Source organism: Streptomyces sp. NPDC055099 (assembly GCF_053607685.1).
Map to the genome: position 1 here is coordinate 647,988 of NZ_JBSGUA010000002.1, position 22,208 is coordinate 670,195.

Annotated in this window: 14 protein-coding genes; 4 read left to right on the forward strand and 10 right to left on the reverse strand. The window is 68.6% G+C overall.

Going from position 1 to position 22,208, the window contains the following annotated elements:
• Positions 1-134: 134 nt before the first annotated feature.
• Entirely contained in the window at positions 135-1,658 is a 1,524-nt protein-coding gene (exaC, locus tag ACWFRU_RS07345; RefSeq protein ID WP_453685132.1) for an acetaldehyde dehydrogenase ExaC, read from the forward strand.
• Positions 1,659-1,822: 164 nt separating this feature from the next.
• On the opposite strand, the gene ACWFRU_RS07350 is transcribed toward exaC, so the two are convergent.
• Positions 1,823-3,289 (reverse strand): non-reducing end alpha-L-arabinofuranosidase family hydrolase, encoded by a 1,467-nt coding sequence (locus tag ACWFRU_RS07350; RefSeq protein ID WP_453685133.1) that lies wholly within the window; start codon positions 3,287-3,289, stop codon positions 1,823-1,825.
• 1,160 nt (positions 3,290-4,449) lie between these two features.
• Between ACWFRU_RS07350 and ACWFRU_RS07355 the strand changes: the two genes are divergently transcribed.
• Positions 4,450-5,892 (forward strand): endo-1,4-beta-xylanase, encoded by a 1,443-nt coding sequence (locus tag ACWFRU_RS07355; RefSeq protein WP_453685134.1) that lies wholly within the window; start codon positions 4,450-4,452, stop codon positions 5,890-5,892.
• 152 nt (positions 5,893-6,044) lie between these two features.
• Here ACWFRU_RS07355 and ACWFRU_RS07360 read toward each other — a convergent pair whose 3' ends face one another.
• From ACWFRU_RS07360 to ACWFRU_RS07380, 5 genes are all read right to left on the reverse strand, one after another.
• Positions 6,045-7,355, reverse strand: a complete 1,311-nt coding sequence (locus ACWFRU_RS07360; protein ID WP_453685135.1) for a glycoside hydrolase family 6 protein — start codon at positions 7,353-7,355, stop codon at positions 6,045-6,047.
• 177 nt (positions 7,356-7,532) lie between these two features.
• Positions 7,533-8,498 (reverse strand): glycoside hydrolase family 6 protein, encoded by a 966-nt coding sequence (locus ACWFRU_RS07365; RefSeq protein ID WP_453685136.1) that lies wholly within the window; start codon positions 8,496-8,498, stop codon positions 7,533-7,535.
• A gap of 329 nt (positions 8,499-8,827) precedes the next feature.
• Entirely contained in the window at positions 8,828-9,514 is a 687-nt protein-coding gene (locus ACWFRU_RS07370; RefSeq protein ID WP_453685137.1) for a polysaccharide deacetylase family protein, read from the reverse strand.
• A 252-nt stretch (positions 9,515-9,766) separates the two neighbouring features.
• Positions 9,767-10,423, reverse strand: coding sequence for a glycoside hydrolase family 11 protein (locus ACWFRU_RS07375; protein ID WP_453685284.1), 657 nt, complete (start codon positions 10,421-10,423; stop codon positions 9,767-9,769).
• A 349-nt stretch (positions 10,424-10,772) separates the two neighbouring features.
• Positions 10,773-11,807 carry a LacI family DNA-binding transcriptional regulator gene (locus tag ACWFRU_RS07380; RefSeq protein ID WP_453685138.1) on the reverse strand — a complete coding sequence of 345 codons (1,035 nt, stop codon included), beginning with the start codon at positions 11,805-11,807 and terminating at the stop codon, positions 10,773-10,775.
• A 350-nt stretch (positions 11,808-12,157) separates the two neighbouring features.
• Between ACWFRU_RS07380 and ACWFRU_RS07385 the strand changes: the two genes are divergently transcribed.
• Together ACWFRU_RS07385 and ACWFRU_RS07390 are read left to right on the forward strand one after the other, a co-directional pair.
• Positions 12,158-13,789 carry a M4 family metallopeptidase gene (locus tag ACWFRU_RS07385; RefSeq protein ID WP_453685139.1) on the forward strand — a complete coding sequence of 544 codons (1,632 nt, stop codon included), beginning with the start codon at positions 12,158-12,160 and terminating at the stop codon, positions 13,787-13,789.
• Positions 13,790-13,966: 177 nt separating this feature from the next.
• Positions 13,967-15,202 carry a metallophosphoesterase gene (locus tag ACWFRU_RS07390; protein WP_453685140.1) on the forward strand — a complete coding sequence of 412 codons (1,236 nt, stop codon included), beginning with the start codon at positions 13,967-13,969 and terminating at the stop codon, positions 15,200-15,202.
• A 12-nt stretch (positions 15,203-15,214) separates the two neighbouring features.
• On the opposite strand, the gene xdhC is transcribed toward ACWFRU_RS07390, so the two are convergent.
• The 4 genes from xdhC to ACWFRU_RS07410 all read right to left on the reverse strand — a co-directional run bounded on the left by xdhC (position 15,215) and on the right by ACWFRU_RS07410 (position 22,110).
• Positions 15,215-16,048 (reverse strand): xanthine dehydrogenase accessory protein XdhC, encoded by an 834-nt coding sequence (gene xdhC / locus ACWFRU_RS07395; RefSeq protein WP_453685285.1) that lies wholly within the window; start codon positions 16,046-16,048, stop codon positions 15,215-15,217.
• Position 16,049: 1 nt separating this feature from the next.
• Positions 16,050-18,455, reverse strand: a complete 2,406-nt coding sequence (gene xdhB / locus ACWFRU_RS07400) for a xanthine dehydrogenase molybdopterin binding subunit (RefSeq protein WP_453685141.1) — start codon at positions 18,453-18,455, stop codon at positions 16,050-16,052.
• On the reverse strand, positions 18,452-19,966 hold the full coding sequence (locus ACWFRU_RS07405; protein ID WP_453685142.1) for a xanthine dehydrogenase small subunit: 1,515 nt from the start codon (positions 19,964-19,966) through the stop codon (positions 18,452-18,454). Before ACWFRU_RS07405 ends, xdhB begins: the two co-directional genes overlap by 4 nt.
• A 521-nt stretch (positions 19,967-20,487) precedes the next feature.
• On the reverse strand, positions 20,488-22,110 hold the full coding sequence (locus ACWFRU_RS07410) for a class I adenylate-forming enzyme family protein (protein ID WP_453685143.1): 1,623 nt from the start codon (positions 22,108-22,110) through the stop codon (positions 20,488-20,490).
• Positions 22,111-22,208: the final 98 nt, after the last annotated feature.

The following is a 22,208-nucleotide window of genomic DNA, read 5'->3' on the forward strand; positions in this document are numbered from 1 at the left end:
GGCATGGCGCCCACCGAGCACCACGCCGGCCTCCCGCACGCCGGCCTCCCGCAACGTACCTGCAACGTCCGTGCTCCTAGCCTCCGGGCGAGAGCTGCCCAACGGCGGGCAGCCTTCCCCGGGAGGCCACCAAGATGACCCGTTACGCAGCGCCCGGCACCGACGGCGCAGTTGTCTCCTACGAGTCCCGCTACGACCATTTCATCGGCGGCGAGTACGTCCCGCCGGCCCGTGGCCAGTACTTCGAGAACCCGAGCCCGGTCAACGGACAGCCCTTCACCGAGATCGCCCGCGGCACGGCCGAGGACGTGGAGCGAGCCCTGGACGCGGCGCACGCCGCCGCGCCCGCGTGGGGCCGTACCTCCGTGACCGAGCGCGCGGACGTACTGCGGAAGATCGCCGACCGCATGGAGGCGAACCTCGAACAGCTCGCGGTGGCCGAGAGCTGGGAGAACGGCAAACCGGTGCGCGAGACGCTGACTGCCGACATTCCGCTGGCCATCGACCACTTCCGCTACTTCGCGGGGGTCATCCGCGCGCAGGAGGGGTCGCTGAGCGAGATGGACGACGACACCGTCGCGTATCACTTCCATGAGCCGCTCGGCGTCGTCGCGCAGATCATCCCGTGGAACTTCCCCATTCTGATGGCGACATGGAAGCTCGCGCCCGCTCTGGCGGCGGGCAACGCGGTCGTCCTCAAGCCCGCGGAGCAGACCCCCGCCTCGATCCACTACTGGATGAGCCTGGTCGCCGATCTGCTGCCGCCGGGTGTCGTGAACATCGTCAACGGCTTCGGCGTCGAGGCGGGCAAGCCCCTCGCCTCCAGCCCGCGTGTCGCGAAGGTCGCCTTCACCGGTGAGACCACGACGGGGCGGTTGATCATGCAGTACGCCTCGGAGAACATCAAGCCGGTGACGCTGGAGCTGGGCGGGAAGTCACCGAACATCTTCTTCGACGACGTGTGGGCCGCCAACGACGACTTCCGCGACAAGGCGCTCGAGGGCTTCACGATGTTCGCCCTCAACAACGGCGAGGTGTGTACCTGTCCGTCGCGCGCTCTCGTGCAGCGCGGTCACTACAGCGAGTTCATGGAAGCGGCGGTCGCCCGCACCGAGCAGATCGTGCCGGGTCACCCCCTGGACACCGACACGATGATCGGGGCCCAGGCCTCCAACGACCAGCTGGAGAAGATCCTGTCCTACCTGGACATCGGCCAGCAGGAGGGGGCCAAAGTCCTGACGGGCGGTCAGCGCGTCACGTACGACGGCGAGTTGGCAGGCGGCTACTACGTCCAGCCGACGATCTTCGAGGGCGACAACCGCATGCGGATCTTCCAGGAGGAGATCTTCGGCCCGGTCGTGTCGGTTGCGTCGTTCAGCGACTTCGACGACGCCATCAAGACCGCCAACGACACGCTGTACGGCCTGGGTGCCGGAGTGTGGACGCGCGACATGAACACCGCCTACCGCGCGGGCCGCGCGATCCAGGCGGGCCGCGTCTGGACGAACTGCTATCACGCGTACCCCGCGCATGCCGCGTTCGGCGGCTACAAGCAGTCCGGCATCGGACGCGAGACGCACAAGATGATGCTGGAGCACTACCAGCAGACGAAGAACCTTCTGGTGTCGTACTCGCCGAAGAAGCTGGGCTTCTTCTAGCCGCAGAAGGAGGGAGCCTGACCAGGGGGGTTTCCCGGTCAGGCGCCCTTCCTTCCGCACTCTCGCCGCCGAAGCCGTCCCGGTGCTCGGGACCCGGGCGGGCCCGGGCGTCCGCCGAGCCCGCATCGGCGGCTCTGTGGCGGAGCCGGGCCCGCGTCAGGCCGTCAGCGCTGCAGTGTCAGCAGACCCGGACGGTAGGGCAGGAGACCGTAGTCGCCACCGGAGTTGGGGCTGCGGCCCTGGTAGAGCATCTGCAGATTGCAGGGATCGACGGTCATGGTCTGATCGGCGTTGGTGCGGAGCAGTTCGCCATGGCTGATGTCGTTGGTCCAGGTGGCGCCACTGTTGGCCTTGCCGGCGAAGGGATTGCTCTCGGTCGCGGCCTGGGGTGTCCATGTGCCGTTCAGACTGGTGGCCGTGAACGAGCGGAAGTAGCGGCCCTGTGAACCGATCGCCTCGACGATCATGAGATAGCGGTTCTGGCCCTGGAGCTTGTAGACCTGCGGGGCCTCGAACAGGTTGTTCGTCATATCGCTCATGACCACGGTCGAGTTGGAGCCGAAGCTGCCCGGGAAGTTCCCGATCGGCATACTGGCCCGGTAGATCTTGCCGTTGTCACCGGCGAAGAACAGGTACATGTTCGACCCGTCGGCGATGAGTGTCTGGTCGATGGGACCGGTTCCGGAGCCGGAGATGCTTCCGGAGAAGAGCACCTGCTCGGATGACCAGCCATTCGGATTGGTGGGATCGCTCGACGTCCGGTAGGAGAAGGCGGTCCCACCCCACTGGTAGGCAAGCACCCAGATGTTCTTCGGCGCGAAGTAGAAGAGTGTGGGCGCGACGGTGGACGTCGACATCGTGTTCTGGCTGGCCCCGCCCATCTCCGACCAGTTGGTGAACGGGCTGAAGTTCATCGAACCCCACCTCGTCCCCGTGTCGTGCGTCGTCGCATAGACGAGTTGCTTGCCGTTGTAGGGGGCGACGGTGAAGTCCTTGAGCGAGACCCACCCCGGTTTGGGCTGCGCCAGTGCGCCCGTCGAGTTCCAGCGGTAGGTGGACGGAAGCTCGCAGGGGCTGGGGTTGCCGCCGCCGACCTTGACGAGCTGCCACTGCTGGTTGGTTCCGCCCCAGTCGTCGTACTGGACGATGTTCGCGTTGTCGGCGGTGGAGCCGCCCTGAACTTCGAGGGCCTTGTCGCTGTGGCGCGATATGAACCTCACGTAGCCGTCCGAGCTGTCGGCCAGCCGCCACTGCTGGTTGGTGCTGTTCTGATCGGCCCACTGAACGATCGAGCCGCCGTTGGCGGTAGACCGGTTGTGGACGTCCAGCACCTTGCCGGAATGGCGGGATTTGATGCGGTAGTTGCCGCCGCCGGAGTCGACGAACTGCCACTGCTGTTGGTTCTGGTCGTTCCTGGCCCACTGGGTGATGCGGGCGCCGTCATTGGTCGCCAGGTTGTGGACGTCCAGGGCTTTCCCGCTGTTGCGGTTGACCAGCACGTACCAGGCGTTGGTGTCGATGGTCGCCGCGGCGGCGGGCGGGGCGCCGAGAAAGGTCGCCACGAGCAGCAGCGGCGCAAGGACGGCGAGCAAGCGTCTCAGGTGGACCAGGGACGGATGGCGTAACCACATCAGAAGAACTCCTTGGGCGGGGACGGGGGTGGGGGGGGTGAGGGTGGGGGTGAGGTGGCCCCGATGGACCGCGCGGAGCTTTTGCTTCGGGGGCCAGGGACGGGGCGGGTGGGAAGGCGGCTACACCTGCCGAAGAGTTGGCGCTCTGGACGCTCAGCCGGAGCCCTTCGCCGTGGCCGTGACGAGAGAGGTCCCAGGCCATCAGCTGTCCCGGTCGGCGGCCGGTTGGGACGGCCCCGGCCGGGAGGTCACATCGGCGGAACCACTGCGCGTCCAGGGGGTGTTGGCCAAGGGACTCCTCCAGGGGTGAGGAACGGCGATTCAATCCCGAAAACTTTTCGGAAACTTCTCGGATTCTTTGACGCCACAAGCTAGGAACGTGGGGCTGCCGGGTCAAGACCTGTCGCCGATCTGTCCGTAAACGGCGCCTTCTTTGGGCTTGACCAGTCCACCGAGCCGACCGGAAGAGTTTCGTAAGTTTGCGGCTCAGTTCGCCAGCCCAGGTGTGCGCCAGAGAAGAGCTGTTGACCAGGCGGCATCGGTTACCGACCGACCCATCCTCAACTCCCGTATGCGCACGCATCTGTTGACGGCTGCTCTGCACCTCACTACTGTCCGCCTCGAATCTTCGACGCGCCGACCGTTGTTCGATATTTCGACTGGGAGCGCTCCCAAACTGACGCCGACTCACGGCGCCCCGTGAGCACCGAGAACACCCCAGAGACCGTCAATACGCGCCAACTGCACCACGCCTATCAGGTCATGGACCGGCGGCGACTGCCGCCGACTGCCCTGGCGGACGGGCCTGCTCCCCCAAACCCCATCCCGCTCCCGACCAGCCTCGCCCCAGGAGCCGCTCATGCCCCCCACCCCTTCGTCACGCCACCCCAGACGCCTCGCCCCGCGGCTCGGACGCCCCCTCCGGGCAGCCCCTCCAAGGGGCCGACTTCTCCTCGTACAAAGGCAGCAGCTTCGGAGTCCAGGGGACGCACAGCGGGAGCGGCCCCTCCCCCACTTCCTTCACGCTCGACGGGCATCCTGCACCTCATCCATCCTTCCGGCCGGCCCGGCCGTCCGTCCGTTCGACCGCCGAATGGGAGCGGACGACGCATTTCGCTGCTCTTCAGTCCATCCGTGATTTCTACCCTGGAGGCACAGACATGGCTTCGCATGCCATCTCTCCACCCGCCGTCCGTCGGAGGTTCGGCGGTCTGCTGACAGCGCTGATCGTTGGCGTCTTCGGTGCGGTCGCGGCACCGGTCACGTCGCCGGCCGCGCACGCCGCCGAGAGTGCGGCCGAGAGCACGCTCGGCGCCGCGGCGGCGCAGAGCGGCCGCTACTTCGGCACCGCCATCGCCTCGGGCCGGCTGGGCGACGCGACGTACACGACGATCGCGGGCCGCGAGTTCAACTCGGTGACGGCCGAGAACGAGATGAAGATCGACGCCACCGAGCCCCAGCGGGGCCAGTTCAACTTCACCGCCGCTGACCGCGTCTACAACTGGGCCGTGCAGAACGGCAAGCAGGTGCGCGGCCACACCCTGGCCTGGCACTCCCAGCAGCCCGGCTGGATGCAGAGCCTCAGCGGCAGCACCCTGCGCCAGGCCATGATCGGCCACATCAACGGCGTGATGGGCCACTACAAGGGCAAGATCGCTCAATGGGACGTCGTGAACGAGGCCTTTGCCGACGGTAGTTCGGGCGCCCGGCGCGACTCCAACCTGCAGCGCACCGGCAACGACTGGATCGAGGTCGCCTTCCGCACCGCGCGCGCCGCCGACCCGGCCGCCAAGCTCTGCTACAACGACTACAACGTCGAGAACTGGAACTGGGCCAAAACCCAGGCCATGTACGCCATGGTCAAAGACTTCAAGCAACGCGGTGTGCCGATCGACTGCGTCGGCTTCCAGTCGCACTTCAACAGCGGCAGCCCCTACAACAGCAACTTCCGTACCACCTTGCAGAACTTCGCGGCCCTCGGCGTCGACGTGGCCATCACGGAACTCGACATCCAGGGCGCCCCGGCCACGACGTACGCCGCCGTGACCAAGGACTGCCTGGCCGTCTCGCGCTGCCTCGGCATCACCGTCTGGGGGGTGCGCGACACCGACTCGTGGCGGCCGGAGCACACACCGCTGCTGTTCAACGGCGACGGCAGCAAGAAGCCCGCCTACACCGCCGTCCTCAACGCGCTCAACTCCACCTCTCCCACGCCTCCTGGGGATGCCGGACAGATCAAGGGCGTCGCTTCAGGCCGCTGCCTGGACGTGCCCGGCGCCGGCACCACCGACGGCACCCAGCTCCAGCTGTGGGACTGCCACAACAGCACCAACCAGCAGTGGACGTACAGTGCCGCCGGAGAGCTCAGGGTCTACGGCAACAAGTGCCTGGACGCCGCCGGAACCGGCAACGGCACCAAAGTCCAGATCTACAGCTGCTGGGGTGGCGACAACCAGAAATGGCGCCTCAATTCCGACGGATCCATCGTCGGCGTCCAGTCCGGCCTCTGTCTCGACGCCGCCGCAAGCGGCACCGCCAACGGCACGCTGATCCAGCTCTACTCCTGCTCGAACGGCGGCAACCAGCGCTGGACCCGCACCTGACGGGTTTGCACAGCTAGGCGGTGGAGGTGCTGGGCACCTCCACCGCCGACGGCACGCAAGGCCGAGCACTTCTCGCCTTCGACGGACTTGACGGGCGCCGGGGCGCATCCGGGGCGCCCCGGACGCCGGCCTCGGTGGCGGTTGCCCGGAAGTTACCGGGGGAATTTCAGATCGGGTACGGCGTTGCGGGCGAGGGTGTGGGCCTGTTCGGGCCACCAGACGCCCGCGGCCGGGTCGACGATGCCGTACTCGGGGTCGATGGTCCCGCCCGTGTTGCGTGTGCAGCTGCCGTCGGATTCGCCGATCGTCTTCACATACAGGTAGGCGTCGACGAGCGGGACTTTGGTGTCGGCAGTGGGGCGCGGGCCCATGCCACGGCCCGGCGGGTTACACCAAGTCTCCGGATCGCCGGAGTACTTGCCCGGGGGCGGCGACCAGGCCCCAAGGCCGTTCCGGCTGGTGTCCACCACGAAGCGCGGCAGCTCACCGGTGGACGCGCCGCCCGTGTTCTGGTCGAACCAGGCATCGGTCCAGTGCCAGGTCGATGGATCAGTGGGGGAAACGGAGTTGCCTGGGGCTCCGTCGTTGGGCGCGGCGGGCGAGTAATACTGACTGGCACACCAGTCGGCGTGGCCACGAGCCGACTGCGGCCCCTTTGTGGCGTACCACGCGCACTTCGCTATCCATGTCCCGTAGCGCGAGGTCTGGTCGGTGGGCTGGTAGTTGGACACATTGAGGGCAAAGCCGTCGCTCTGCTCGAGGCCGGCGTCCAGAAGCCGCTGCGTGATGTCACCGACCGACTTCCATTGGCTGTTGCCCGCGTCGAGATACACGGCTGCGTTCGGCTTGCTCTTCAGGGTGCGAACTGCGTAGGCGAGGTCGGCCATGCGGTGGGCGGTGAGTTCGCCGGTGGGGTCGATGTCCCCGGCGCAGTCCTTGGGAAGGGCCGCGAGACCGTCGGGCTCCAGGATGACGGCGGCCTTGCGATGGCCGATGCCGTCGGCGAAGGCGTCGATCCACTGCCGGTACGCGGCCGATGAGGCGGCTCCACCGCCGGAGTAGAGGCTGCAGTCGCGACCGGGGACGTTGTACGCGACGAGGACCGGCACACGCCGGGTGACCGCGGAGGCGTGGACGAGCTTGCGCACCTCTCTTCTGACCTGGGCGGGTGTGCCTTCGGTGAACCACTCGGCCTGGGGCTGGCGGGCCAGCTTGGCCATGTTGAGGGCGTTGGCCCGATCGCCCTTGCGGAAGTCGGTCCTCGCCTGCTCGGCCGCCTTGCTGTGCGGGTCGACGTAGAAGCGCGTGGCCGGGGTGATGACCTTCTGTTCGGCCTGTTCGGCCTGTTCGGCCTGTTCCGCGGGTGCCTCCTGCGCCTGGGCGGCTGGGACCGCCGCGCAGGTCATCAAGGCAGCCGAGGCGAGCAGGGCCATGCGTCTGGTGAGCCGGATACCGGATCTCATGTGTGCTCCTGGTCGGGAGGGACGGGGAACGCGCTCGACGGGCACGCCGCCAGGACCGGTTGACCGGTGAGAAGGCATCCGGCCCCGGCGGCGGTGCCATGGAGCCCGTGGCCTGGCGGCGGGGAAGAGAAAGGCCAGGTCACGGGAGTTCGAGGGATGGAGGCCCGGACGAGGACGTCAGTAGCCGTAGATCATCTTGTAGGCGACCTCGGGAAGGAACTGACCTGCCACCGATCCGGCGCCCACACCGCAGTTGCCGTCGGATTCACCGGGCGTCTTGATCCACAGCAGCATTTCGGCTCCGCCACCGAGTTGGGACGGGGTGCCGAGCTTGCGGCCTGCCGGGTTGCACCACGCGCCGTTGGAGCCGTTTCCGTTGCGGCTGGTGTCGATGGCGTACGGCTTGGTGTAGCCGTAGGACGCGCTCAGCTTCGCGTTGATCGCGTTGCCGTACGCGGTGTTCTCGCCGGTGGTGTGGTAGTTCGAAACGTTCAGCGAGAAGCCGTGGGCCTTGCTCACTCCCGCGTCGGCGAGGTGCCGCGCCATCGTGGCGGCCGGGAGCCAAGCCGGGTTTCCGGCGTCCAGGTAGACCCAGGTGTTGGGGGCCTTCTGACGGAACTGGTCGATGGCGTTGTTGAGCAGCGTGTTGCGCTCGGCGATCTGCGCGGCGGTCATGCAGCTCGTGTCCCCAAGGGCGTCCGGCTCCAGGATGACGACGGCCGGACGGTTGCCGATGCCGCTGGCGAAGGCGGCGATCCACATGTTGTATGCGGCCGCCGAGCCCGCGCCGCCGCCCGAGTGCCCACCGCAGATGTCGCGGTTGGGGATGTTGTAGGCGACCAGGACCGGCAGCTTGTCCACGGCATCGGCAGCGCCGACGAACGCGCCCGTGGCCGTGCCGATGGTGCCGCTCCAGTTACCGAACCAGCGGGCCATCGGCTTGGCCGCGATGTTGTCCCTGATCGCGGCGGCGCGGCCGTCACCGGGATGGGCGGCGGCCCACGTCGCCGGGGTGGAGTTGGGGTCGACGTAGAAACCGCTGGTCATCGCCACCGGACTGTCGGCGTGAGCAAGCCCGGGGGCTGCCAGCGCGAGCGGGAAGGCGAGCAGCAGCGCGAGGAGCGCACGTCTGTATCTGAACACGGGAAACCTCTTCCTGACGGGGACGGACCGCACGCCCTTCGGTCTGAGCGTGTGTGTGCGGCGCGCTGAGGAAGTACGAGGTGCGACGGCCCCGGGCGGCGGTGGATCCGGACCCGGGGACGCAGACCGTTGGATTCCGGAAAATCATGGGAGCGCTCCCAATCGGAAACAGCCCCAAGTGGGTCCGGAGCCCTTGGGTATGGGCGGCATGGTGTTGGCGGGGGCAGAGCGTGTCAAGGGTTCCCGGTCGGCTCCCCGCTTTATGGCGGAAAGACGAGCGGATCAGCCGTTGGTATCGCCGTCGTTCAGGACCTCCGGCTTACGGCGGTTCAGACCGGAGCCGTTGCGCGGCCGGTCTGCGGGGAGATCATGCCGGCGCACAGACCGCGAGCCGCCAGCCCCTGCGCGATACGCGGGATGGCGGCGCGTGTGTTGGCGGGCCAGTCGTGCATCAGGATGATCTGGCCGTGGGTGAGCCGCGCGGCGGCCTGCACGATCGCATCAGCACTGGCGCCGTTCCAGTCCTGTGAATCCACGTCCCAGATGATCTGGGTCAGGCCGTACTTGGCCGCGACGGTCTGCACCGTCGCGTTGGTCTCGCCGTACGGCGGACGGAACAGCCGGGGTGTGCCCCCTCCACTGTTGGCGACGGCCTGCTGGGTGCGGGAGATCTCCGAGTCGATCTGTGACGGGCTGAGCCGGGTCAGGTGAGGGTGGGTGTAGCTGTGGTTGCCGACCCACATGCCGGCGGCGACCTGCGCGCGGACCTGGGACGGGTTGCCGGCTGCGCGCTGCCCCTCGTTGAACATCGTGGCGCGTAACCCGTTCCGCTTCAGCACGTCGAGCAGAGCCGACGTGTCGCCGGACGGGCCGTCGTCGAAGGTGAGGCCGACGTAACCGGCGCAGGCGGACCCCTGCGCCGAGGCGGAGGTGTTGACGGTGAGGGAGCATGCGCCGGCCATCGTGGCGACGGCCAGCCCTGCCACCAGGGAACGCGACGAGCATGGTGGGCGCATTCTCATACGGGGTCCTCCGGCTTGGGCGGGTGAGACAGTCAACTGGCGGCGCAGTGACCTTGGGTCGGGAGCTGTTGCTGCTCTTGCTGCTCTTTCTGCTGGCGCCTTCGGCTGACGCTGTCGGCGCCGTCGCGAGGTGGGTCTGTTCACGGCACCCGCCGAGGAAAGTGCGGCGGACTCGCGCTGCCGGCCCTCTGGCCAGGCTCGCGGCGCGACCGCCGCAACCATTACCGAGGCGGCTTCCCAACTCGCTCAGTACACCGTGATGTTGGAACTGCCGCTGCTCTGATAGCCCTCGGTCGCCATGATCATGTAGTACTTGAAGCTGCCCATGGGCATCCCGGCTCGGCTCCACGCGTCGAAGTGGTTGCCGGTGGTGATGCTTCCGCCCGTGCGCTTCGACTGCCGAACGCTCCAGTACTGGTCGAAGGTGCGTGTGCCCTCGACGGACGGGGCGTTGTACCGCGTCGTCCTGTAGATGTCATAGGTGCCGCCGTCACTGGTGACGGTGCCCTTGTACGCGCCGGTGGGCCGGTAGGTGCCCCAGTGGTCGACGATGTAGTACTCGACGAGCGGGTTCGCCGTCCAACCGTAGAGCGTCAGATAGGCGTTGCCTGAAGGGGCGAAGGTGCCCGAGTAGTTCACGGTCCGCCGGGAGCCGTTGGCCCAGCCTTTGCCGGCCACGAAGTTCCCGGTGTTGCGCCATGAGGTGCTGTACCTGCCGCCGGAGGACAGGGTCATGGAGACCGTTCCGGGGGCGTCGGTCCAGAACGAGTAGTAGTAACCGTTGTTGGTGCCGGTCTGGTTGGTCGTGATGGTCGTGTCCGCGTACGCGGTGCCCGGCAGCGTCAGCGCAGAGGCGCCGAGTGCCAGGGCGCCCGCGGTGCCGATGAAAGCGCGGCGGCTCATTGGGGGTGCGGGGGGCGGCTCGCTCAAGTTCATGCTTCCTCCTGGTGGGGCCAGCGAGAGGCTGCACAGCCATTGAGGTGCGTGTCGACGTCGATAGGTTGATGCTGGGCCTGAACACTGTCAACTGTTTCGACATGAGAAGCGAAACTTCAGATCCGCGACCGTCCTCGCCGCACGCCATCGCCCCTGTTCACGGGCTCAACTGGGCGCATGAGAAGCTGATTTGATGACGCGGAGCGGAATTCAGCCAGCCTGACGGATATCAGATCGATGAGCCGTACGAAAGTTTTTCGGAGCGTCATGGGACTCCCTGTGCGAGGTCACCACCGCCGGTTCTACGACGTGGTCGTCATCGGCCCCGTCGGCACTCCGCCGTGCTCTCGCGCACGACCAGGCTCGTCGCCAGTTCGAGTCTGGTCGCCACCGGCTCCTCCGACCGCAGGCGCATCAGCATCTGCGCTGCTCCCTCGGCCATCTGTCGCAGGGGTTGGTGGACCGTCGTGAGCGGGGGACTCGACCACTGGGCCAGGGGCACGTCGTCATAGCCAACCACGGACAGGTCGTGCGGGACACGCAGGTCCCGCAGCCGGGCCGCCTCCAAGGCACCCAGGGCCTGAAGGTCGCTGCCTGCGAAGATCGCGGTCGGCGGATCGTCCAGGTCGAGCAGTTCGGCCGCCCGCTCACGGCCGCCCTCGACATGGAAGTCGCCGTACCGGACGAGTTCGGGGTCCGCCGGCAGTCCGGCCATGCTGAGCGCCGAACGGTAGCCGTCGAGCCGGGCCAGCGAGCAGAGCATGTCCTCGGGACCCGTGATGATGCCGATGCGCCGGTGGCCGAGCTGCACCAGATGCCGGGTGGCGGCCAGGCCACCGCTCCAGTTCGCCGAGCCCACCGAGGGCACGTCCGGGTCGGGGTCTCCGGCCGGGTCGATGACGACGAACGGGATGGAACGTGAACGCAATTGCTGCTTCACCTCGCCGGGGAGGGTCGAGAAGACCAGGACCACGCCGAGCGGCCTGCGCTGCAGCACACCCTCGATCCATTCGGGCCCCGGCGCCTGCCGAGTACCGCTCTCGGTGAGCACCACACTCGCACCGCCGGCCTTCGCCACCTTCTCCACCCCGCGGATGAGCTCCAGCGCCCACACACTCTCCAACTCGTGGAAGACGAGCTCGATGAGCGGGGCCTCGCGGGCGGCCCTCGTGGTGCGTCGGTAGGCGTTCTCGTCCAGGATGCGCTCCACCTTCACGCGGGTCGGAGCTGCCACGTCGCGCCGCCCGTTGAGCACCTTCGACACAGTCGAAAGGGAGACCCCCGCCTCCTGGGCCACCTGCGCCAGGGTGATGCGACCGGATCCCTCGTCATCTCGCATGCTCAGGAGCATAAAGCACGGTCAACTACTCTCTTTTGGATCAGCGTTGACCACTCACCCGCTCACTCACCCACTCACGGCGCCGTGCGCGCCCACGACCGACGCGAACAACTCCGCGGCGTGGAGCGCGCGTTGCCGATGCCTCACGCGTTCATGACATGTTCGCATTGCGTATGTCGACCACCGCTCAACGGATCATATCCGGCCAACATCCAGCCAAAATGCTGACATGTACCTGGTTTAAATGACACTCTTCCCCGCAACACGCTGCACGTTCAGCAACATGCTGCACGCCCGCACCGCGTCATTTTCTGCTCCGGGCGGCCCTCCATGCCTCCCGGGCCCCCACAGATGGAGCCCGCGTGACCTCTGATATATCCCGTAAGCGTTCGACGCTCGCGATCGCCACCGCCGTTGCCGCCGGGGCGCTGCTCACCGCCGGACTGAGCACCGGCGCCTCCGCCCAGCCGGACAAGGACGACGCGCCGTCCGGCTCTCCCGTCGCCCTCTCGGTGTCGGCCCGCGCGGACCTCCTTCAGGACGCGAGCGACGAGAGATCGGCGACCGCCGAGCGGATCGGCCTCGGCGCGAAGGAGAAGCTGGTCGTGCGCGACGTCGTCAAGGACGCCGACGGCACCACGCACACCCGCTACGAGCGCACCTACGAGGGCCTGCCCGTCCTCGGCGGCGACCTCGTCGTGCACACCGCCAAGAGCGGCGAGGTGAAGAGCGTCACCAAGGCCACCGAGGCCACGGTGAAGGTCGCCTCGACGGACGCGAAGCTCGGCAAGTCCTCCGTCGCCAAGTCGGCCGAGTCGACCGCCGCGAAGGCGAAGACCGCCAAGGCCGACGCGCAGTCGCCGCGCAAGGTGATCTGGGCCGCCTCAGGCAAGCCCGTCCTCGCGTACGAAACCGTCGTCACGGGCGTGCAGAAGGACGGCACCCCCAGCAGGCTCCACGTCATCACGGACGCCGCGACGGGCAAGAAGCTGTACGAGTACCAGGCCATCGAGAACGGCACCGGCAACAGCCAGTACAGCGGCAAGGTCAAGGTCGGCTCCAAGAAGGTGGCGAGCGGCTACGAGCTGACCGACAAGGCCCGCGGCAACCACCGCACCTACGACATGAAGCACGCGGAGAGCGGCACCGGCAAGCTCTTCAAGGACGCCAACGACGTCTGGGGCAACGGCAAGCCCACGAGCGCGCAGACCGCCGCCGTCGACGCCGCCTACGGCGCCCAGCTCACCTGGGACTACTACAAGTCCGTCCACGGCCGCAAGGGCATCAACGGCGACGGCAAGGGCGCGAGCTCGCGGGTCCACTTCAGCAACAACTACGTCAACGCCTTCTGGGACGACAGCTGCTTCTGCATGACGTACGGCGACGGTGAGGGCAACAAGAAGCCCCTCACCTCGATCGACGTCGCGGCGCACGAGATGACGCACGGCGTCACCTCGGCCACCGGCAACATGGAGTACAACGGCGAGTCCGGCGGCCTGAACGAGGCCACCTCGGACATCTTCGCCACTGCCGTGGAGTTCAAGGCCAAGAACCCCAAGGACGTCGGTGACTACCTCATCGGCGAGAAGATCGACATCAACGGGAACGGCACCCCGCTGCGTTACATGGACAAGCCCAGCAAGGACGGCGACTCCCTGGACAAGTGGAGCGCCAACGCCGGCAATGTCGACGTCCACTACTCCTCGGGCATCGCCAACCACTTCTTCTACCTGCTGTCCGAGGGCAGCGGCAAGAAGGAGATCAACGGCGTCAAGTACAACTCGCCCACCGCTGATGGCTCCAAGGTGCTGGGCATCGGACGCGGCAAGGCCGAGAAGATCTGGTACAAGGCCCTGACGACGTACTTCACGTCGACCACCGACTACAAGGCGGCCCGCAAGGGCACGCTGCGCGCCGCGAAGGACCTGTACGGCGCGACTTCCACCGAGTACAAGCGCGTGGCCGCTGCCTGGACCGGCGTCAACGTCAAGTAACTTCCGGTCAGTCACTTGAGGGGCGGCATCCGTTTCGGATGCCGCCCCTGCCGCATGCACCGCATCAGCACCCTCGCCTCGACTCCACCACTGCCCGGACCCGGCCCCTCTGAGCGGCCCGGACCCGACCGGATACAGTGCGCGCGACGGCAGCCTGGTTGCTTGAGAAGGGCACGCGTGACCGACACCAGCGAAACCCAACCCGCCCCAACCCCACCCGCCGACAGTGCGGCGCACACGGCTCAGCACAGTCCGCTGCGCCGCCTGATGCGCTACATCCCCTTGGTCGCACCCGTCCTGCTGTGGGCCGTGCCCTGCTGGGTGCTGTTGCACACCGGCCAGCGCTGGCCGCTGCCCGTCGCTCTGGGCGGCACCGCCCTGTTCGCCCTCGGCCTGGTCGGTATGCCGATCGCGATGATGCGCGGCCACGGGCGACGCCAGCAGGACCGGGCGGCGATCGTCGGGGACACCCTGCTGGGCGCCGCCTGGGTCCTGTTCACCTGGTCCGTCCTGCTCGGCCTCCTGCTGCGCCTCGCCCTGACCGTGACCGGCGTCGGCGAGGGCCAGGACCGGGCCCGGATCGTCACGTGGGCGGTCCTCGGTGTCACCGCCGTGCTCCTCGCCTGGGGGTACGCCGAGGCGCGCCGGGTGCCTCGGGTGCGCCGTCTCGACGTGGAACTGCCCAGGCTGGGGGCCGGATTGGACGGCACCCGCGTCGCCCTCATCACCGACACCCACTACGGCCCGCTCGACCGCGCACGCTGGTCGGCGAAGGTCTGCGAGACGGTGAACACCCTGGAGGCCGATCTCGTCTGCCACACCGGCGACATCGCGGACGGCACGGCCGAACGCCGTCGCGCCCAGGCCGCACCGCTCGCCACCGTGCGGGCCACCCGGGCGAAGGTCTACGTCACCGGCAACCACGAGTACTACAGCGAGGCCCAAGGCTGGGTCGACCTGATGGACGAGCTGGGGTGGGAGCCGCTGCGCAACCGCCATCTGCTGTTCGAACGCGGCGGTGACACGCTCGTGGTCGCCGGCGTCGACGACGTCACCGCCGAGTCCTCCGGCCTGGCCGGGCACCGCGCCCACCTCGCCGGAGCACTGGACGGCGCCGACCCCGCACTGCCCGTACTGCTCCTGGCCCACCAGCCCAAGTTCATCGACCGGGCGGCAGCCGACGGCATCGATCTCCAGCTCTCCGGCCACACCCACGGCGGCCAGATCTGGCCCTTCCACCACCTGGTCCGCCTCGACCAGCCCGCCCTCGCGGGCCTCAGCCGCCACGGCAGCCGCACCCTCCTCTACACGAGCCGTGGCACCGGATTCTGGGGCCCGCCCTTCCGCGTCTTCGCCCCCAGCGAGATCACCCTGCTCGTGCTGCGCTCCCCCGGGCTGCCCCCGTCGCCGTAGGACCAGGTCAGGTCAAGTTCCCTCGGACTCGAAAGTCCGCAGCAGATCCGCCGCGACACTCACCGCGATGGTCGCGGGTTCCTTGCCGGTGACGTCCGCGAGGCCGATCGGGGTCTTGATCCGGCCGATGGTGGCCTCGTCATGACCGCCCTCGGTGGTGAGGCGGTGGCGGAAGCGCACCCACTTGGCCGCCGACCCGATCAAACCGATGGAGCCGAGGCGGGAGGTGCGCAAGGCGGCGTCGCACAGCGCGGCGTCCTCGGCGTGATCATGGGTCATGATCAGGACGTGGGTGCCGCGCGGCAACTCCTCCAGAACTTCCTCGGGCAGCAGCGGGGTGTGGTGCACATGTACCTGTGCCACCGCGTCCGCCAGCACACCGAGGCGCTCCTCGGTGAGGATGTCGGAGCGGGTGTCGATCAGATGCAGGTCCAGGTCCTGACGTGCCAGGATGCGCGCCAGCTCCAGGCCGACGTGTCCTACGCCGAAGATCGCCACGGCCCGTACCACCGCCAGCGGTTCGAGCAGCACCGAGACCGTGCCGCCGCAGCACTGCACGCCATGCCGGTTGGTCACCTTGTCGTTCAGCGCGAAATCGATCAGCTCCGGCTCCGGCGCGGACATGGGCGCGGAAGTGGACAGGGACGTGGCGATCATCTCCCGGGCCCGGTCGATCGCGACGGCCTCGACATTGCCGCCACCGATCGAGCCCCACGCCTCCCTCTCCCCCACCACGAGCTTCGCACCGGCATCGCGCGGGGCATGTCCGCGCACGGACGCGACGGTCACAAGGACGCCGGGCTCCCGGCGTGCCCGCAACCGCGCGACCGCGGCGATCCACGTCATGTCAGGCACCGCTCAACGTTTTTACGTCGGCCCGGAGCTCGCCGTCGTGGGCGAGCCCTTCGCGGGCAACGTCATCCCGGCGAGCCCGGCGGGCAGCCTCGATCGCCCAGTACACCGCCTCCGGCGTCGCGGGCGAGGCCAGCTCGACGCTGATCCCGCTCGGCCCGAACGCGGCGGCGGCCTGCCGCAACGCTTCCCGTACGCAGAACGCCAGCATCAGCGGGGGCTCACCCACCGCCTTGGACCCGTACACCGCGCCCTCTTCGGTGGCGTTCTCCATGAGCGCCACGTTGAACTCCTCGGGCATCTCCGAGAAGCTCGGCAGCTTGTAGGTGCTGGCGGCCTGGGTCAGCAGTCGGCCACGACCCGGCCCGTCACCGGTGTCCCAGCGCAGGTCCTCGAGCGTCAGCCACCCCGCGCCCTGCACGAACCCGCCCTCGGCCTGACCGATGTCGATCATCGGGGACAGGCTGTCGCCGACGTCGTGCACGATGTCCACGCGTCGGACGCGGTACGCGCCGGTGAAGCCGTCCACCTCCACCTCGGCCGCGGCGGCGCCGATGGCGAAGTACTTGAACGGGGAGCCGCTGAAGGACTTCGCGTCCCAGTGCAGACCCTCGGTGCGGTAGAAACCGGCCGCCGAGAGCTGAACCCGCTGGAAGTACGCGGTGCGTACCAGGTCGTCCCAGGCCAGCTCCTTGTCGCTGCCCAGACTGCGGGCGACCCCGTCGACGATGCGTACGTCCGCGGCGCTCGACCCCAACTGGGTCGCGGCCACCTGCAACAGGCGCTCGCGCAACTGGTGGCAGGCGTTCTTCACCGCCGCGCCGTTGAGGTCCGCTCCGGAACTCGCCGCCGTGGCGGAGGTGTTGGGGACCTTGTCGGTGCGTGTGGGAGCGAGCCGTACCTTGTGCAGGGGGATGCCCAGGGTGGTCGCCGCCACCTGCAGCATCTTGGTGTGCAGGCCCTGCCCCATCTCGGTGCCGCCGTGGTTGATCAGGACCGAGCCGTCCTTGTAGATCAGGACCAGCGCGCCGCCCTGGTTGAAGGCGGTGAGGTTGAACGAGATCCCGAACTTCACGCCGGTGATCGCGAGTGCCCGTTTGGTGTGGGGGTGCGCGGCGTTGAAGGCGGCGATCTCGCGCCTGCGCCCGGCGAGATCGCCGGTGTGCTTGACCTGCTCCCAGACGTCGGAGATCCGCTCGGGCTGCGCGACGGGCTGGCCGTACGGCGTCAACTGGCCCGGCCGGTAGAAGTTGCGTTCGCGCAACTCCGTCGGATCCAGGCCCAGCAGCGGCGCGCACCGGCCCATGATGTCCTCGATCACCAGCATCCCCTGCGGCCCGCCGAAACCCCGGAAGGCGGTGTTGGACGCCTTGTTGGTCTTGGCGATGCGGCCGGTGACGCGCGCGTGGGGAATCCAGTAGGTGTTGTCGATGTGGCACAGCGCACGAGCCACCACCGGCTCGGACAGGTCCAGGCTCCAGCCGCCGTCGGCGGTCAACTGGGCGTCGAGGGCCTGGATGCGGCCCTCGGTGTCGAAGCCGATCTTCCACTGGGCGTGGAAACCGTGGCGCTTGCCGGACATGGTCAGGTCCTGCGTCCGGTTGAGCCGCAGCCGTACCGGGCGGCCGGTGAGCTTGGCGCCGAGTGCGGCGATGGCCGCGAACCCGTGCGGCTGCATCTCCTTGCCGCCGAAGCCGCCGCCCATGCGCAGGCACTGCACGGTCACCTCGTGGCTGTGCAGACCGAGTACGTGCGCGACGATCTCCTGGGTCTCCGAGGGGTGCTGGGTGCTGCTCTGGACGAAGACCTGCTCGGCCTCGTCGACGTGGGCCAGTGCTGCGTGCGTCTCCAGGTAGAAATGTTCCTGGTCGGAGAACTGGAACTCGCCGGTGAACACGTGCGCGGAGTCGGCGAAGCCGGCCTCGATGTCGCCGGCCAGCATCATGGGCCGGGCACCGTGAAAACTGTCGGCCGCGATCGCGTCCTGAAGAGTGATCAGGGAGGGCTGTTCGTCGAGTTCCACCTCGACGGCCGCCGCGCCCAGCCGGGCCGCCTCCAACGTCTCGGCGAGCACCCAGGCGACCGCGTGACCATGGAACATCACCACGTCGGGGAAGAGCGGTTCGTCGTGCTTCATTCCGGCGTCGTTGACGCCGGGAACATCCGCGCCGGTCAGGACGCGCACCACGCCCGGCACGTCGAGTGCGGGTGCGGTGCGCAGCGCGGTGATCCTGCCGTGGGCCTTGGTGGCCTGGACCGGGTAGGCGTGCAGCACGTCCTTGGTGCGGTGGATCAGGTCGTCGGTGTAGAGCGCGCTGCCGGTGACGTGCAGGACGGCACTCTCGTGCGGCACGGAAACGCCGACGACGGGCTTCTCGGGGCGCTCGGACAGATGGCTCATGACGACACACCCTCGGTGGTTTGTGCGTACAGCTTCAGCAGGCTCTGGCCGAGCATCGCGGAACGGTAAAGGGCACTTGCGCGGTGATCGTTCATCGGCGTGCCCTCCGCCCGCAGGACGCGGGCGGCGGCTTCGACGGTCTCCGCCGACCACGGCTTGCCCTGAAGGGCCGCCTCGGTGGCGAGGGAACGGATCGGCGTGGCCGCCACGCCGCCCAGGCCGATGCGCGCCTTGCGTACGAGCCCGCCCTCGATGTCGAGCGCGAAAGCGACCGCGACGCTGGAGATGTCGTCGAAACGCCGCTTGGCGATCTTGTGGAAGCCCACGACCGGCGACAGGGGCAGGGGAAAGCGCACCGCGCGGATCAGCTCGCCGGGACGGCGCACGCTCTGCCGGTATCCGGTGAAGTAGTCCGCCAGCGGGACCTCGCGCTCGCCGTCGGCGTCGGCGAGGACCACGGAGGCCTCCAGCGCGAGCAGCGCCGGCGGGCTGTCGCCGATGGGAGAGCCGGTGCCCAGGTTGCCGCCGAGGGTCGCGCTGTTGCGGATGAGCCGGGACGCGAACTGCGGGAACAACTTTCCCAGCAGTGGGACTTGGCCGTCGAGGCGGCGCTCGATCTCGGTGAGCGTCAGTGCCGCCCCGATCTCGACGTGGTCGGATGCGACGCGCAGTTCCCGCAGTTCGGGCAGCCGGTCGACGGCGACCACACAATCCGCCCTGCGGGAGCGGATGTTGACCTCCACGCCCCAGTCGGTGGAACCGGCGACCACCACCGCGTCGGGCCGCTCACGCAGCAGCCGCAGTACGTCCGCCAGAGTGTCCGGCCGCAGAAACGCCTTGCCCTCACGGGTGTACTCGGTGGCGACCGGCGGGGGCGGGGACTGCTCACGGCGCTGCGCAAGCAGGTCCTCGTCGGTGGGCGTGCCGACGGCGAACGCGGCATCGCGGATCGGGCGATAGCCGGTGCAGCGGCACAGGTTTCCGCTCAGCGCGTGGAGGTCGAACCCGTTCGGACCGTGCTCGGCGTCGGCGTCGGTGTCGGTGTCGGTGTCGGTGTCGCCGAACGAGCCGTCGCTCGCGACCGAGTCCGTCGAAGCCGCGTGCGCGCACCGGTCAGGGCGGTAGTACTCGGCGGCCATGCTGCAGATGAACCCCGGTGTGCAGTACCCGCATTGGGAGCCGCCGCGGACCGCCATCTCCTCCTGCACCGGGTGCAGCGTGCGCGGTGTGCCGGGTTCGCCGACGGTGGCCAGACCCTCGGAGGTGACGATCTCCTGCCCGTCCAGGGCGGCGGCCGGGACCAGGCAGGCGTTGATCGCCACCCAGTCGGTCGGCTTGTTCACCCCGGGACGGGCCACCAGGACCGAACAGGCACCGCATTCGCCCTCGGCGCATCCCTCCTTGGCGCCGGTGAGCCCACGTTCGCGCAGGAAGTCCAGCGCCGAGGTGTGGGACGCAGCCGGGGAGAGCGGTGTTTCTTTCCCGTTGACGGTGATCCGCGCCGCTGTCATGACAGGCCTTCACTTCGATGCGTGATCGGTTGATCCATCCGTTTCATCTGATTCATCCGATTCATCATGTTCGCCAATTTCAGGCAGCTTTCTGTGTTCAGACGCGCCACGCAAGAGGGGCGCACGACAGCACGCGGCAGGGACGTGCCGGAAGGCGGGGGTGAGCTGATGAGGTGGTGATGGGGTACGCGAACGGCGCCCGAGAGGGCCGACGTTGACGCGCTGCGGACAGCAGGCACGCATGTGCCACGGACGGGCACATCAGAAGGGCGTACTCGGGCGCCGTGAAGGCGTACTCAGGCGCCGTGCGCGATCCGACCCGGAACCCAGACAGTGCGCTGGGCGAGGCGACCGAGATCAGAGCTGGTGTTCATCCGCCGGGTCGCCCCCTTTCGTCCGGTACAGGTCGATGGCCACCGCAAACTAGTTGGCCGGAGCCACCGAGGTCAAGGGGGTCCGGTCGCCGGGAGCACCGCACCGCACCGCGTTCGGGCGTTCCGTGCCCCCGGCGACGGCGGGGTCTACATCGTGGCCAGAGCCTCGCCCGTCCACGCGGCGCGCAGCGCCTTCTTGTCCACCTTGCCGACCTTGGTCGTCGGCAGCCGGTCGAGGAGGACCGTCTTGCGGGGCGTGTAGAGCTCCCCCAACTCGGCGGTCACCGCCGCGCCGACGGCGTCCGGGTCGACGTCGGCGCCCTCCGCCGTGGCCAGGAAGATCTGCACGGCCTCCCCGAACTCCTCGTCCGGTACGCCGAGAGCCGCCGCGTTGCGCACCCCGGGCAGGGTGAGCAGGAAGTCCTCGAGGACCCTGGAGTAGACGTTGTCGCTGGTGCTGCCGGTGACGATGATGTCCTTGGCGCGGTCGACGAGAAAGAGGTACCCGTCGGCGTCGAGGTAGCCCAGGTCCCCCGTGCGCAGCCAGCCTTCGTGCAGCGCCTGCGCGGTGCGCTCCGGGTCCTCGTAGTAGCCGAGCATCACCGTCTCGCCCCGGACACACACCTCGCCGACCTGCCGGGCGGGCAGTGCGGCCGTGCTGTCCTCACCGCGGATCTCGATCTCGGTGTCGGATATCGCGCGCCCGCAGCTGCGCCAGAGCTCGGGCCGGCGAGCCGCCTGAGAGGCGAGGTCGTCGGCGCCGAACGCGGCGATGCCGAGCGCCTCCGACTGTCCGTAGCCCTGGCTGAGGACCGGCCCGAAGACCTCGACCGCCTGCTGCAGACGGCTGGGCGAGGAGGCCGCGCCGCCCACGACGATCCGCTGCAGCGCGGGGAGGGCGCCCGGCACGCACTCCGGGTGGTCGAGCAGCGCGTACAGCATCGGCGGCACGAACATGGTGGCGGTGATCCGCTCCTCGCGCAGCACCGTCAGGGCCGCGCTCGCCTCGAACTCGGGCAGCACGACGAGGGCGGCACCTGTCACCAGGGCCTGCACCGAGGTGAGGTGGCCGCTGCCGTGGGTGAGCAGTGTGGAGGCGAGCACCCGGTCCGTGCCCGGGTTCGCGGACGGGAAGACGGCGGGGCTCGTTCCCTCTCGGCCCTCCGCCAGGTCCACCAGTGCGTCGTACAGCCGGTGACTGTGTGCGGCGAGCTTGGGGCGGCCCAGGGTGCCTCCGGTGTAGAGGACGGTGACGGCGTCGTCGGGACCCGGGGCGGGCACCCCCTCGGGGCGCTCCGCGGGGCATTCGGCCGCCACCGCCAGCAGGTCCGTGCACCGCTGTTCGCAGGGCCCGAGGCTGAGCAGCACGGGGGCGTGGACGCTGCGTTCCGCCGCGTCAGCGGCGCGCTCGGAGAAGAGCGGGTCGGTGACCACGGCGCGCGCCCGGGACTGCTCGACCAGCGCGGCGAGCTCCCCGGGCCCGGGTTCGGGCGGCAGGAACACGACGCGGCAGCCGATGAGATGGACCGCGAGCTGGACCAGGACGGAGTCCACACGGTTGGCCAGGAACAGCCCCACCCCGTCGCCCGCTACGAGCCCTTGGCGACGCAGCGCGTGCCCCAACCGGAACAGCCGCCGCCGCGCCTGCGCCCGGGTCAGCCGCTCGGCACCCTGGACGAGCGCCTCGGCGTCCTCGTCGGTGTGCCACTGCTCCAGGACGCGGTCCACGTACGTCTGCGGTCCCGATATTTGCTGTGCGTTAATGATCATGGACACATGCAAACATGTCGCTTAGGTGCCGTGTCCTCACAGGGGGTCAATTCGGCCATCGGACCGCGGAGTACCATGCCCTGGCCTAGGCCCCCCGG

Coding starts and splice junctions, on each gene's coding strand:
- exaC (WP_453685132.1), top strand. CDS start 135: ATGACCCGTTACGCAGCGCCCGGCACCGACGGCGCAGTTGTCTCCTAC.
- ACWFRU_RS07350 (WP_453685133.1), bottom strand. CDS start 3,289: ATGTGGTTACGCCATCCGTCCCTGGTCCACCTGAGACGCTTGCTCGCC.
- ACWFRU_RS07355 (WP_453685134.1), top strand. CDS start 4,450: ATGGCTTCGCATGCCATCTCTCCACCCGCCGTCCGTCGGAGGTTCGGC.
- ACWFRU_RS07360 (WP_453685135.1), bottom strand. CDS start 7,355: ATGAGATCCGGTATCCGGCTCACCAGACGCATGGCCCTGCTCGCCTCG.
- ACWFRU_RS07370 (WP_453685137.1), bottom strand. CDS start 9,514: ATGCGCCCACCATGCTCGTCGCGTTCCCTGGTGGCAGGGCTGGCCGTC.
- ACWFRU_RS07375 (WP_453685284.1), bottom strand. CDS start 10,423: ATGAGCCGCCGCGCTTTCATCGGCACCGCGGGCGCCCTGGCACTCGGC.
- ACWFRU_RS07380 (WP_453685138.1), bottom strand. CDS start 11,807: ATGCTCCTGAGCATGCGAGATGACGAGGGATCCGGTCGCATCACCCTG.
- xdhC (WP_453685285.1), bottom strand. CDS start 16,048: ATGACGTGGATCGCCGCGGTCGCGCGGTTGCGGGCACGCCGGGAGCCC.
- xdhB (WP_453685141.1), bottom strand. CDS start 18,455: ATGAGCCATCTGTCCGAGCGCCCCGAGAAGCCCGTCGTCGGCGTTTCC.
- ACWFRU_RS07405 (WP_453685142.1), bottom strand. CDS start 19,966: ATGACAGCGGCGCGGATCACCGTCAACGGGAAAGAAACACCGCTCTCC.
- ACWFRU_RS07410 (WP_453685143.1), bottom strand. CDS start 22,110: ATGATCATTAACGCACAGCAAATATCGGGACCGCAGACGTACGTGGAC.